Genomic DNA, 13,778 nt, shown 5'->3' with positions numbered 1-13,778 from the left:
GTCGAGAGAATTTGCGGTACGCCAAACCACAGGAAATCGTTAAAGTAGGAGGGCTAAGTCAACCAAGGGAGTGTAATGCATGGCCAGAGAAGCAGTCTACCAACAAACCGAACCTGAGTCCGAAACCGAAGCGTTGATGCCGAAAGAGCAGGACAATTCGCTGCGCCCTCGGCGTATGGACGAAATGGTCGGCCAGCAGGACGTCATCGAACGGCTGAAGATCGCGATCGATGCAGCTCAGGGACGCGGCGAACCGCTCGGCCATATCTTGTTTGATGGACCGCCTGGACTCGGCAAAACGACGTTCGCCACCGTGATCCCCGCCGAGATGGGGACGTCGGTAGAGATGGCCAATGGTGCGGGGCTGCGAGCCCCCAAAGATCTGTTGCCCTATTTGACGAATCTTTCCGAAGGCGCCGTGCTGTTTATCGATGAAATTCACCGCATCCCCAAAGCGGTCGAAGAGTATTTGTATACGGCGATGGAAGATTTTCGGATCGACATCATTCTCGGCGAAGGGGTCAGTGCGCGGACGCTGAATTACGAATTGCGGCCGTTCACCTTGATCGGAGCGACGACGCGAGCGGGGATGTTGAGTGCTCCACTGAGAGATCGTTTTCAAATTCGCGAGCATCTCGGTTGGTACAACCAAGCCGAGCTTTGCGAAATCGTACAACGCAACTCGAAAAAACTGAAAATTGCAATCGACGATGGTTCCGCGGTCGTGATCGCCGGCCGAAGTCGCAGTACTCCGCGGCTGGCGAACAATCGCTTGCTGTGGGTGCGTGATTACGCCCAAAGCAAGGCAAATGGAAAAGTCGATGCCACGGTCACCGCAGCGGCGCTCGATATGATCGGGATCGACACCTTGGGGCTGGATAAACAGGATCGCGGCTACCTCGATACGTTAATGCGGGTCTTTTTGGGAGGCCCGGCAGGCCTCGAAGCCATTGCCCACACAATGAACGTCAGCAGCGATACGCTCGAGGATGAAGTCGAGCCATTCTTGCTCCGTACCGAGATGATTGTGCGAACGCGTCGCGGCCGGATGGCGACCCACAAAGCGTTCGAGCATATGAAGGTCAAAAAGCCTGACGCGAGTGCCTAGCGTTCTGTAATTGTTCCCGTAGTGAAACTCGCCAAGAGTTTCGTCGCCACTCATTCTTTACGTAGCGAAACTCGCGAAGAGTTTCGTCGGCACCTAATCTTTTCGTAGCGGAAGTCGTCAAGACTTTCGGCATCCCTCCGTTTCCCCGATCGCTTGGGGGCTGCCGCGCACGCTTGTGTGAAACTACACTGTCCGCGATGAGCGATATTGAACAATACGATTACGACCTGCCTCGCGAGCGAATTGCCCAAGAACCATTGGCGACTCGCAGCGATGCTCGATTGATGCTGGTGGATCGCAAAGCGGGCACGATTGATCATCACTACGTTCGCGATTTGCCCGAGCTGCTGAAGGCCGACGACACGTTGGTGCTCAATAACACTCGTGTCATTCCCGCAAAATTGGTGGGATATCGTGCCGAAACGAGCGGCCAATGGCAGGGGCTGTTTTTGCGTGCCGATGCGGCGACCGGGGTTTGGGAGGTGCTGACCAAAACGCGTGGCACGCTCCGTCCGGGCGAAGCGATCACGATCAAAGACCGCGAAGGCCGCCCCAGTATGCAATTGGTGGTCGTCTCGCGGACGGACGATGGGCACTTGTTGGTGACGCCGCGATTGCCTGGCCGAGACGAATCCGAATGGCCTCGCGAACCCGCCGATTGGCTCGAACGCTATGGCCGGATCCCGTTGCCGCCTTATATTCGCGATGGCCAAATGGTCGATGCCGATGTGAAAAATTATCAAACGGTTTTTGCTGAGCATCGCGGCAGTGTGGCGGCCCCGACAGCCGGACTGCACTTTACCGACAAACTGCTCGATTACATCCGCACCGGCGGCACCGACATTCAAGAAGTGACGCTGCATGTTGGGATTGGCACGTTTCGTCCGATCGCAGTCGATCGACTCGACGAGCATACGATGCACAGCGAGTGGGGCCAAATCGATGCGGCCACGGCCGAGACGATTCGGGCCCGCCGCGCCCATGGTCGCTGTATCGCCGTCGGCACGACCAGCGTCCGCGTGCTCGAAAGTGCCGCCCAAAATGCGGAAGGAAAACTCGAGCCGTGGACCGGCGCGACGGACCTGTTCATCAAGCCCCCGTATCAATTCAAAGTCGTCGACGCATTGATGACCAATTTCCATCTGCCCCGCAGCAGTCTGCTTGTTTTGGTCAGTGCGTTTGCGGGACGCGAATTGATCATGGAAGCGTATCAAAACGCCATCGAAAATGAATATCGCTTCTTCAGCTACGGCGACGCCATGCTGATCGTCTAAACCAAACGCTGTGAGGCCTTTAGAGACGGCGAATTGCGGCATTTGCGTTTTGTAGCTACGCTCGCCAGAGCGTGGATGATTGCCGGCGAATGCGAGTCACCACCTTCTGGCGAAGGTAGCTACGAAAAGAATGCTTCACAGCGTAAGCTAAACCGCTGATCGTCCAAAACACTGTGAGCGACGTTCATTGTCGCTCCGCCACGACTTACTCTTATCCGCTTATCGCGACCCGCTATTTATGTCTACTGAAGAACACATCCTGGTGATCCCTGAGTCGGTGATTGCATCCATTGGCATGATTGACGGTTTTGAATCGGATGTCGATCGTTTCTTGCTGCCCATTCTTGCCAGTGACCAATTGTCGTTCCAACCGCGTACGCCGATGGAGACCGACCCCAGCTTCAAACAGTTGATTCCCTATGTGTTGTTGGAATGGACCGAGAGCGATGGGACGAAGAAATTGTTCACGTACACGCGTGGCGGTGGCGGCGGAGAAAAGCGATTGCATGCCAAACGCAGCGTTGGAATCGGAGGCCACATCAGCCGCGAAGATGCCGCCGACGGAGCCAATCCGTACACGACGGGGATGCACCGTGAAATCGAAGAAGAGATCCAACTTCGCTCTCACTACCAGGAAACGCAAGAAGGTTTGATCTACGATCCTTCCAACGAAGTGGGCAAAGTCCACTTGGGAGTCGTTCATCGATTTGTCTTGGAATCGCCCGAAGTGCAAAGCAACGAGGCGGATCTGGCCGAAGGCGGTTTCGTCAGCATCGCAGAGCTGAAAGCCGACATCGAGCAATTGGAAACGTGGAGCCAATTAGCGATCAAAGCTCTCTACTAGAGCACTGGTGCCGTGGCGGAGGTCGCGTCGATTTTAAGATGCACAGTTGCAACAAAATGATTAACCCTCCCAGCTTGCGGTGGGAGGGTCGAAAATCGAGCTTTCAGCGAGATTTTCGGGGAGGGCTGGTTGCACGGTGCTTGTACGTTCCCATCTCTTATACCGCGAGCCCCACGCAGCGTTTGCTACCGCCATCAATAAAAAAAACGACGACGGTATTCACCGTCGTCGTTCTGTTTTTCGTTACTACCTAGCCCAAAAATTCTTACTCAAGAATCTTGCTGAGGTTTGCGATAACAGCGTCAACGTTTAGCTTCTTGGCGTTGCCAACTGCGTAATTCGCTTTCACATTGCCTTCATTTGCCATCACGATGGTGACGTCGGCTTTTGGGTTAATTCCGTAGTCGTCGGGACCGTTTGCATTTTCGTTAGGAACAACAAAAGGGATGTTCTTGACGCTAGTGGTCGAAACGAACTTCTTGGCCATATCCGATGCATCGTCTTTGTCTTCGTTCAGTACGTTAACGAAAACGCGAAGCTTTGATTCTTCGTTTGATGCTACAGCTTCGTCAAGCTTCTTCAACAATTCAGCAACCTTGGGGTCGTTGCTGCGAGTGAAAACCATGACTTGAGGCTTGGATCCGTTGCGGCAACGGTAGCACAGGTTTTTGCCTTCAGCGACACCGTCGTCTTCAGCGCCGGCACATTTGGTGACGTAGAACGGACCTACACTTTCACCTGGTTGCAAACCGCTCTTCATGCCACCTTTCTTGGTTGGCTTTTCAGCCATCGCGGTGGTCGCGGAAACGAGAGCCAAAGCCAAACCGAGCACTAAAAAGTTCTTCATTCTATATCCTCATCAAAAGGGGGGCATTGTCGCCATGCTCACTCGGCATGGTTTCAACAGTTTTGAATCTTCCGCAAATAGATCGTCTGAAAATCTGATGTCATCACATCCTACTGTCCAAGCAATGACGATTGGGGCGAATCATCCGCCACCATTTTCTGTTTGTTATCCAAAATTCGTCATTAGGGACACGTGCGCCAAGGTGTGTTTCGCATGGTGGGATAGGGAGATGACTCTCGCATGCTACGAGTTGGACTCCGCTTAGGCAACGGTTCACGCATCACTGAATCGCTGGCGAGGCGGTATTATAGCGGACGGGAAAGCCCTGAGGGGTGGTGGGACATGCCAAACAAATGAACATTTGTAGTGGACATCCGGTGAGTCGTCCCCCAAGAATGTACGGCAGATAAGGACGTTTCTAGGCTCATGCAGCCTTTCCAAAGTGGATAAGATGGATCGAGCCGATTTAAGGCCAATTCAGCAATATTAGGAATTAGCGGTGGCATTAACCTCAGCAGAAAACGATTTGCAGCGTGCGGCGACGTTCCACGTTGCCAGATTTTCACAACCCAAGGCAAAGTCCATGGATTTGCGTTTTCGAGTCTGCTTGCTCTCGGCGTTATGGCTCTGTGCGTCGATCCCGGCGTGGGCTGACTCACCCGCGACCCTCAGAAATTCGCAAAATTCGGCTCGATTGAACTCAGGAAATGTGACAATCGATCCCCAACTTGACCGCTCGCCCGTCGATTTGGCGATCAATCCGGCGGGAACTTGGCCTGCGGGCCAGTGGATCGTGACGGCCAATCAGACCTCGGATTCGATTTCGTTGGTGTCGACCGAATCCCGCGCGGTGGTGGGCGAAGTCGTTTGCGGCGACCATCCGACCGACATCGTTTTTGCCAACTCCGGAGACCGATTTGTCGTCACCTGTGCGTGGGCCGGCGAATTGGTGGTCTATCGTCTGGATTCCAGTCCCCGTCTGCTGGACACTCGGGAAACAAGCAATCCGGCAGCCACTTCCTCGCAAGATAATGACGCCACCGCGACGCCCAAAATAACGGAAGTGTCGCGTATCCGACTTGGGTTCGAGCCTTCGGGGGTCGCGTTGTCGCCGGACGCAATGCGTGCCTACGTCGGTTTGGTCGCATCGGGTGAGGTGGTCGAAGTCGACTTGGCCGATAATAAGATCTCGCGTCGATTGGATGTAGGACATTGGCCAAAGAACCTGGCGATTTCGCCTGATGGAAAACGGTTGGCGGTGGGATGTAGTGGCGAAGGTAAAATTGCCGTCGTCGACACAGAGTCGTTCGAACTGCTGTATGACGAGCCTCTTGTCGGCGGCATTAATCTTGGACAAATGGTAGCGTCGCGTGATGGCAGCCAAGTCTATTTTCCCTGGATGGTCTATCGCTCGAATCCCATCACGGTCGGCAACATCAAGCGAGGGTGGGTGTTGGCCAGTCGGATTGGGCGAGTTCAGCTGGATGGTCCCGCGTACCGCGAGGCGATTTCGTTGGACGTTCCTGAATTGGCGATTGGTGACCCGTACGGGATCGCGATCACGTCCGATGAAAAACAGATGGTCGTCACGGCAGGCGGAACTCACGAATTGCTTTTCTACCGACTTCCTGATCTGCCCTTCATCGGTGCCGGGGGACCGGGCGATTTGATTGAACGCGAGTTGCAATATGATCGAAAGCGGTTTGATCGCATTCCGCTTGGGGGACGTCCGCTGGGGATTCAAATCGCCCAGGATGATCGCACTGCCTACATTGCCAATTATTTGAACAATTCGGTACAGGTGGTTGATTTGGTCGAGCGCACATTGCTGCATGAAATCGATTTAGGAGGCTCCGATTCGATGTCAGTCGTTCGCCAAGGGATGGCGATCTTTCATGATGCGACGCGGAGTTTGGACCAGTGGTACAGTTGTCATTCGTGTCACCAAGAGGGCGGTTCCAATGCACTGCCGATGGACACGATGAACGATGGCACCGAGTTGACAGTGAAAACCGTGTTGCCACTGTTTGATGTCGAGAAGACAATGCCGTATACGTGGCACGGTTGGCAGCAGAGCTTGGATGATTCGATTGCCAAATCATTCACCTCGACGATGATCGGCAAAACTCCGGCGGCAAGCGAGACTAAGGCTGTGCGTGCCTATCTGAGCTCGCTCGAATTGCCCCCCAATCCATATTTAGGTCCCGACGGCGAATTGTCGGAATCAGCAGCCCGCGGCCGCCAAGTTTTTTTGAGCTCCAAAGCGGCTTGCGCCGATTGTCATCGTGGTCCCGAGCTGACCGATAACAAAATTCACGATGTTGGCCTCAATTCCAAGGAAGATTTTTACGAGGGGTACAACACGCCATCGTTAAAAGGGACCTACCGAAAAGTACGCTGGTTGCATAGCGGCAGAGCCAAAACGCTCGAGCGGGTCATCACCGATTTGCACAGCCCCGAAAAGGTCAACGGCGAAGCGGAGCTGACTGAACAAGAGGCAGCCGATTTAATCGAGTATTTGAAGACACTGTGATGGAATTGTGTCTCGCCGATCGGCTAAAATGCCAGGATGCAACATTCCGATCTCCAGGCCGCTTGCCAAACCGTTGTTCATTTGTCGCAGCATATGAACCGACTGCGAGGCGAAGCGGTCCAATTCCAGCAAACTTGTGCGACGCTTGATCGCGGGTATTTCACGCCCAGCGACGATGATCAGGTAACGCACCTGTGGGTGTCCTATCATAAGGCTCGCAACGCGCTGCTAGAATTAATTCACTCGACTCGCCAGTCGGTTGGCAGAGACGTCGAGGATCATCCAGCCGAATTTTTGTGTGCCTATGCAGCAGCCGTAGTGCTGGTGGATGCCGCTCGATGTTTGCGAGACCTTTTCTCAAACAACGCACTCTTGCGTCGCAAGCTAAACGAGTCTTTTGATGCGTACGGGATTTCCGCAGGCAGCTTTGACGCGATTCAATTGACGCTGACGTCGCCATCCAATGCGACGCAACTGAACCGGGCGAACCATTTTTATACCGATCATCATGACTCGCTTGCCGAAACGGCTGCCGGCAACCCGGCGTTACAGGAAGTCCAAGACGTGATTGACACCCGTCTGCAGCGAGTGCAAGTCGGGCCCAGGCAATACATTCGCTCGCGAATCGCGGAGCGTCGTCGCGATTTCCGCGAACGCATTTTAGCAGGAAGTCTGCAACAGCTGATTTACACGGTGCAACAGTGGGGCTCGCTTGCCGTCAGTGCGATCAGCACCAACCCGAGCCACATTCCTCAATTGCCCACTTCGATCTCGGCCGAGTTGTCGACTTTGCTGCGTCCAGGCGACATCTTCGTTACTCGCAAAGACACTGCACTGACCAATTATTTCTTACCAGGATATTGGCCGCATGCTGCGTTCTATATCGGTGAAGAACAAGTGATCGAGTCGCTCAAAGACGGCGTGCGTGTGCGATCCATGATTTCGCCGTTTGGCAATGATGCCGTTGCGGTTATTCGCCCTCAACTCGATCCGGCGGTCATCGCAAAAGGGATCGAGCGAGCGAAGACCCACGTGGGAAAACCTTACGATTTTGATTTCGATTTTACCCGCTCGGACCGTCTGGTTTGTACCGAAGTCGTGTATCGAGCCCTCGAAGGGGTTGGCGATATCGTGTTCACCCTGACCAAACGCGCCGGTCGGCAAACGCTCTCGGCCGAAGACCTCTTAAACCTTGCGGTCCAACGGAAGCACTTCCACCCAGTGGCGGTGTATTGCCCGAGTCACGGCGATCGACTGCAGGGCGATGAAGCCATGTGCGAAATATTGCGAAAGACCATGGTGAAATAACGGCAAGGATTGCTTTGTTGGCGGCCAACTATCGTGGGAAAGTTGACCGGCGATTTCCGATCGATTACTCTTTCTAGGCGTGCTGTTCTCCCGCCCTCCGCCCGGTATATGACCGATCTTGCCGACGCCCGACATCCTTGGGGCACCCAAATCCTTTGGGGCCAACAAGTGGCCGACGGATTTCAAGCAAGTTTACGCCGCGTTTTTCCTGCCCTCGTGCTCTGACTCTCCCCCCCTCTGATAGGTGCTTCTCATGCGAATGCTGAGCCTGATCTGTTTCTTGACCAGCTTGCTGCTCCCGGTGAGCCAAGTTCGCGCTGAAACCAATGCGAACTCGTCAGATCGGAAAAAGGTGGTCTTTATTTCAGGGACACCGAGTCATGGCTACGGGAAGCACGAGCACTACGCAGGTTCTTTGCTGCTGGCCAATACGCTCAAAGAGGCGATGCCGAATTTTGATGTCGAAGTCATCAAGCATGGATGGCCTAGCGAAGGCGTCAAAGCACTCGAGGGAGCCGACAGCATCGTTGTTTACTGTGATGGGGGCGGAGGTCATCTGCTGAACCCGCACATCGACGAGCTTGACCCACTCATGAAAAAAGGGGTAGGCCTCGTTTGTGTGCACTATGGAGTCGAGACGCCCGCAGGCAAAACAGGCAACGCGTTCTTGGATTGGATCGGTGGTTATTTTGAAGCCGGTTGGTCGGTCAATCCGCACTGGGTCGCAAAGTACGAGACGTTCCCGGATCACCCGATCAGCCGTGGTGTAAAACCGTTTGCGATCAATGACGAGTGGTACTATCACATGCGGTTTCGCGACGGAATGAAAGGCGTCACACCGATTCTGTCGGCACTGCCGCCCGAAGAAACGCTGCGCCGCCCCGACGGACCGCACAGCGGCAATCCAGCGGTTCGCAAGGCGATTGCCAACGAGGAAGTGCAGCACATGGCGTGGGCTGCCGAGCGGGACGGTGGCGGTCGCGGTTTTGGTTTCACCGGAGGCCATTTCCACTGGAATTGGGGCGACGAGAACTTTCGCAAAGTGATGCTCAACGCGATCGTCTGGACGGCACACGGCGAAGTGCCCGAGAGCGGTGTCACGACCGGCAACCCGTCGCAGGATGAGTTGGAAGCGAATCAAGACGAGCCGAAACCAGCAGCCAAAGCCGACGCCAAGACCCAAAAAAAAAGTCTGACAAGCCAGTTAGGCGTGCCGCGGTTAAGCGATCGCAGGCCGACTCGGCAAAAAACAGTTCGGTAAAACCGATCTTCAAAAGCAAACCGGTTTCGAAACAGACTCCGGGACATGCCGTTGCGATCGATGTCTCACTTAACGGTGCAAAGCAGCTATACCTCGTCGTCACCGATGCCGGAAACGGATTCTCGTGTGATTGGGCGGATTGGGCCGAGCCTCGATTGGTCGGGCCCGATGGTGAAAAGAGATTAACCGAACTTGTGTGGAAAGACGCGTCGTCTCAATGGGGCAAGGTCCGCGTCAATAAAAACGCAGGCGGTGGCCCGTTGAAGATCGCGGGCAAAGCGGTCGCTTATGGGATCGGCACCCACGCAAATTCGCTGATCGCATTTGATCTGCCCGAAGGCTACGACCGCTTTGTAGCCACTGGAGGGTTGGACAACGGTGGAACCGATCAAAGTGGTGGCGACGCTGCGGACGTCGAATTTCTTGTCTACACCGCCAAACCGTCGCTGTCGACCAAGGGGAGCAATGATGCGGGATCGCATGAAGTGGCCGATGCCCTTGACGGTTTGGATGTCGGCGATGGTTTGGCGGCGACGTTGTTTGCGGCCGAACCGCAACTGCTAAGCCCATCGAACATTGACATTGATCACCGCGGACGCGTCTGGGTTTGCGAAATCGTCAACTACCGTCGTCACAAAGGGAAACGTGCTGAGGGAGACCGGATCTTGATTCTCGAAGATTCCGACGGCGACGGGCAAGCGGACAAAGAAACCGTGTTCTACCAAGGCACCGATATTGATTCGCCCCACGGCGTCTGTGTGCTCGGAGATAAAGTCATCGTCTCGGCAGGCGACAAAGTCTTTTTGTTTACTGATTCGAATGGCGACGATAAACCAGATAGCAAGCAGGTCTTGTTCAGCGGCATTTCCGGAACCCAGCACGACCATGGCATCCACGCGTTTACATTTGGTCCCGATGGAAAGTTGTATTTCAACTTTGGGAATGCCGGAAACCAAATCAAAGACAAAGACGGCAACCCGATCATTGATGCGGCCGGAAACGAAGTCGCTGCGAAACGACAACCCTACCAAGAGGGAATGGTGTTTCGTTGCAATCTTGACGGCAGCGATTTTGAAACGCTGGGCTGGAACTTCCGTAACAATTGGATGGTCACCATCGACTCCTACGGATCCATTTGGCAGTCCGATAACGATGATGATGGCAACAAAGCCGTGCGAATCAATTACGTGATGGAGTTTGGGAACTATGGCTACAAAGACGAAAAAACCGGCGCGGGCTGGAAGTCGCCTCGCACGGGAATGAGCACCGCGATTCCTGAACAACATTGGCACTTAAACGATCCTGGCGTCGTTCCTAATCTGCTATTGACCGGAGCAGGATCGCCGACCGGGATCACCGTTTACGAAGGTGATTTGTTGCCGATGTTTCGTGGCGATTTGATCCATTGCGACGCGGGACCCAATGTTTGTCGCGCTTACATTTTGGAAAATGACGGCGCCGGTTATAAGGCAGAGATCCGTGATGTGTTGACGGGCACTCGCGACAAATGGTTTCGACCGTCCGATGTGAAAGTGGCTCCCGATGGATCGTTGGTGATCGCCGATTGGTACGATCCTGGCGTCGGAGGACACGGGATGGGGGATCTTGACCGAGGTCGCTTGTTCCGAATCGTGCCGAGTGACCACGACGGCAAATACCAGACGCCAAAGTTTGATTTCACCAGCATCGATGGGGCAATCCAAGGACTCAAGAACCCGAACTACTCGGTTCGCTCGATGGCTTGGCAGTCGCTGCACAAACAAGGAGCGGATGCCGAGTCGGCACTAACGAAGCTTGCGTCGTCGGAAAATCCGATCTATCGCGCTCGCGTGTTTTGGTTGCTGGGTAAGATCGAGGGACGTGGTAAGAAAACTGTCTCCGAAGCAATCGCGGACGATGATCCCAACATTCGCATCGTCGGAGTGCGTTTAGCTCGTCAATTGAATCTCGATGTTAACGAGTACGTTCGCCCCTTGATCAAGGATAAATCGCCTCAAGTGCGTCGTGAATTGTTGGTGGCGCTTCGCCATGTCGACTCGGCTCAAAAAGCAAATTGGTGGGCCGAGCTCGCACTTCAGTACGACGGCGAGGACCGCTGGTATTTGGAGGCTCTTGGCTTGGCATCCGACAACCACGCGGACGCTTGTTTCTCGGCTTGGCTCGAAAAGGTGGGCGAGCATTGGAATTCGCCTGCGGGTCGTGGCATCGTTTGGCGAAGTCGATCCGCATTGGCACCGGCCTATCTGGTGAAACTATTGCAAGATCCAACGACGACCGCAGCAGACCAAGCACGCTACCTTCGCGCGATGGATTTTCATGACGGAGCAGAGAAAGAGACCGCGCTGAAGAGCTTGGTTGAGTCAACTGCGGATGCTGCCAGCTCGGCAGTGGGCCGCAACGACGCAGTGATCGTCGAAGCGATATTGCGACTTCAGGATTTCGACATCCAATCTTCCGGGCCTGCCAAAGCGGCGGTGCTGCGATATTTGCGTGCTCAGCCAGGAACGGACGCTTACTTTGATTTGCTGCAACGTTTCAAATTCAGCGAAATGGCGGATGACTTGGTCGAGTTCAGTCTCGCACATCACGACCAAACTAGCGGCGTTCGCGCCGCGGAGATCCTGTTTTCGATGGATCGTCAATCATTGCTGCTCGATGCAATGCAAAGCGACGACATAAAACAGCGTGTTGCGGCGGTATCGTTGGTGGGGCATGCGGGACGCAATCAAACCGTTTCACTGTTGTTGCCGTTGGTTACGGCGGATGGTTTGCCTAACGAAGTGCGTGTCGCGGCGCTCGAGGGAATCTCACGACGTCCCAATGGTCGCAAAAAACTGCTCGATTTGGTGGTCACTCGAAAATTGCCAGACGATTTGAAATTTGCTGCCGCGAACGTGCTGCTGTCGACCGAAGAGGAAACGATTCGCAAAGAAGCTGCGAAATATCTCGAGCTTCCTGCGACCGCCGACAGCCAACCGTTGCCGCCGCTGGTAACGCTCGTGAAGCGGCGCGGTGACGTGGCTGCGGGTGCCGAAGTGTTCCGTAAAACGGGCACCTGTATCAACTGTCATAAAGTGCATGGCGAAGGAAAAGAAGTCGGACCCGATTTGTCCGAGATCGGCAGCAAGTTATCGCGTGAAGCGATGTACGTATCGATTCTGGATCCCAGTGCGGCGGTGAGCCACAATTTTGAGACCTACAGTCTGCTCACCGACGACGGTTCGGCGATCACGGGATTGCTGGTCAGCGATACCGCAGAATCGGTCACGCTTCGCAATGCCGAGGGGATCGATCAAACGGTCAGTAAAGACGAGATTGAAATTTTTCAAAAGCAATCCAAGTCGTTGATGCCGCAAGATCTGCAGCGATTGATGACCGCCGATCAGCTCGTCAACCTCGTCGAGTACTCATTAACGCTGACCAAAAAGTAACGCCAGCGAATCTCCTGCGCAAGGCGTTACCTGCGTCTTAATCTTAATCGTACTCTTAATCTTAATCCTTTTCGTTCGTCTCCCGCGACCGCATGGTTTGGGGAGACGGGATTAAGATTAAGAGTTGCTGGTTCAAGGGCCAGATCGCAAGTGTGAGCCATTGTCGCTCGGCTTTCCAAGCCGATAGCGTGCATCCAACCGCAGCAAACCGCTTCATCGGCAATCGTCCCATAACCTTTTGGAAATAAACAAGTGTGACAAGCAACCCGCCGTCGAGTGAGCAAGTTGCAGGCAGCGACCAGACATTTCTGACAGACGAATGGGGGGGACAGACGAATAAATTCAGGGGGACGATTCGTCTGTCCTTCATTCGGCTGTCAAAATCACCTTGAATCTGTTCCTGTCGTGAGGAAGTGACTAACGCCCCACCAGCCGACTCTGCGTTTCAAACGCCAAGCACGATCCCGGGCGAGATTAAGATTAAGAGTTTCTGTCCGAAGGGCCCCAGCATCATCCCATTGTCGCCCGGCTTTCCAAGCCGATAGCGTTCATTCAGCCGCAACAAACAGCTTCATCGGCAATCGCTCCATAACCTCTTGGAGATTAATAGGTGTGATAAGCAACCCGCCGTCGAGTGAGCAAGTTGTAGGCAGCGACGATTGATTTCTGACAGACGAATGGGGGGACAGGCGAATAAATACAGAGCGACGATTCGGCTGTCGTTCATTCGGCGGTCAAAATCGCTTTGGATCTGTTCCTGTCGTGAGGAACTGACTCGTGAGAAAGTGACTGGCACCTACCATCACACTCCGCGACTCATCGTTTCAAAGCCAAACTCGATCCAGCAAAGATGATATGTTTTGATAATCGGATTAGGACGCATCTGGGCGTGATACATTTCAAAACTTCCAGGCTTTGCCTGCTTCCGATTCTTAATCGTAATCTTACTCTTAATCCTAATCTTCACCGCTTGTCATCGGGCCCAGTTGTGCTTGCGCAGACGGGATTAAGATTACGAGTAGGATTAAGATTAAGAGATACTTGCCCAAGGTCCAGAGAACCCGCATCAGTCCGCTTGTCGCTCGGCTTTCCAAGCCGATTGCGTTCATTGAGCCGCAGCAAACCGCTTCATCGGCAAACGTTCATTTACCTAGTGAAAATGGATGGGAGTC

General features: G+C 54.2%; 8 protein-coding genes and 1 pseudogene. 8 read left to right on the top strand and 1 reads right to left on the bottom strand.

Annotated features, from left to right (window positions below; translation table 11 throughout):
* The first annotated feature begins 136 nt into the window (after positions 1-136).
* The 3 genes from ruvB to SH528x_RS28020 all read left to right on the top strand — a co-directional run bounded on the left by ruvB (position 137) and on the right by SH528x_RS28020 (position 3,226).
* Positions 137-1,108, top strand: coding sequence for a Holliday junction branch migration DNA helicase RuvB (gene ruvB / locus SH528x_RS28030; protein ID WP_442512189.1), 972 nt, complete (start codon positions 137-139; stop codon positions 1,106-1,108).
* Between the two features lie 197 nt (positions 1,109-1,305).
* Entirely contained in the window at positions 1,306-2,382 is a 1,077-nt protein-coding gene (gene queA / locus SH528x_RS28025) for a tRNA preQ1(34) S-adenosylmethionine ribosyltransferase-isomerase QueA (RefSeq protein WP_442506743.1), read from the top strand.
* Between the two features lie 238 nt (positions 2,383-2,620).
* A complete protein-coding gene (locus SH528x_RS28020; protein WP_442506742.1) occupies positions 2,621-3,226 on the top strand; it encodes a phosphoesterase in 606 nt (201 codons plus the stop codon).
* 265 nt (positions 3,227-3,491) lie between these two features.
* Here SH528x_RS28020 and SH528x_RS28015 read toward each other — a convergent pair whose 3' ends face one another.
* Complete coding sequence (locus tag SH528x_RS28015; protein ID WP_442506741.1) at positions 3,492-4,073, bottom strand: hypothetical protein; 582 nt, start codon at positions 4,071-4,073, stop codon at positions 3,492-3,494.
* A 499-nt stretch (positions 4,074-4,572) separates the two neighbouring features.
* Between SH528x_RS28015 and SH528x_RS28010 the strand changes: the two genes are divergently transcribed.
* The 5 genes and pseudogenes from SH528x_RS28010 to SH528x_RS27990 all read left to right on the top strand — a co-directional run bounded on the left by SH528x_RS28010 (position 4,573) and on the right by SH528x_RS27990 (position 12,606).
* On the top strand, positions 4,573-6,606 hold the full coding sequence (locus tag SH528x_RS28010) for a hypothetical protein (protein ID WP_442506740.1): 2,034 nt from the start codon (positions 4,573-4,575) through the stop codon (positions 6,604-6,606).
* 36 nt (positions 6,607-6,642) lie between these two features.
* Positions 6,643-7,914 (top strand): YiiX/YebB-like N1pC/P60 family cysteine hydrolase, encoded by a 1,272-nt coding sequence (locus tag SH528x_RS28005; protein ID WP_442506739.1) that lies wholly within the window; start codon positions 6,643-6,645, stop codon positions 7,912-7,914.
* A 253-nt stretch (positions 7,915-8,167) separates the two neighbouring features.
* Positions 8,168-9,175 (top strand): ThuA domain-containing protein, encoded by a 1,008-nt coding sequence (locus tag SH528x_RS28000; protein WP_442506738.1) that lies wholly within the window; start codon positions 8,168-8,170, stop codon positions 9,173-9,175.
* Positions 9,176-9,180: 5 nt separating this feature from the next.
* Positions 9,181-9,273 (top strand): annotated as a pseudogene (locus SH528x_RS27995) (hypothetical protein); the annotation flags it as partial.
* A gap of 96 nt (positions 9,274-9,369) precedes the next feature.
* Entirely contained in the window at positions 9,370-12,606 is a 3,237-nt protein-coding gene (locus SH528x_RS27990) for a PVC-type heme-binding CxxCH protein (protein WP_442506737.1), read from the top strand.
* The last annotated feature ends 1,172 nt before the right edge of the window (positions 12,607-13,778 follow it).

Origin of the sequence: Novipirellula methanifontis (assembly GCF_052161655.1) — a bacterium.
GTDB lineage: Bacteria > Planctomycetota > Planctomycetia > Pirellulales > Pirellulaceae > Novipirellula.
Note: the sequence above shows the minus strand (reverse complement) of the source record. Positions and strands in the feature narration are given on the sequence as shown.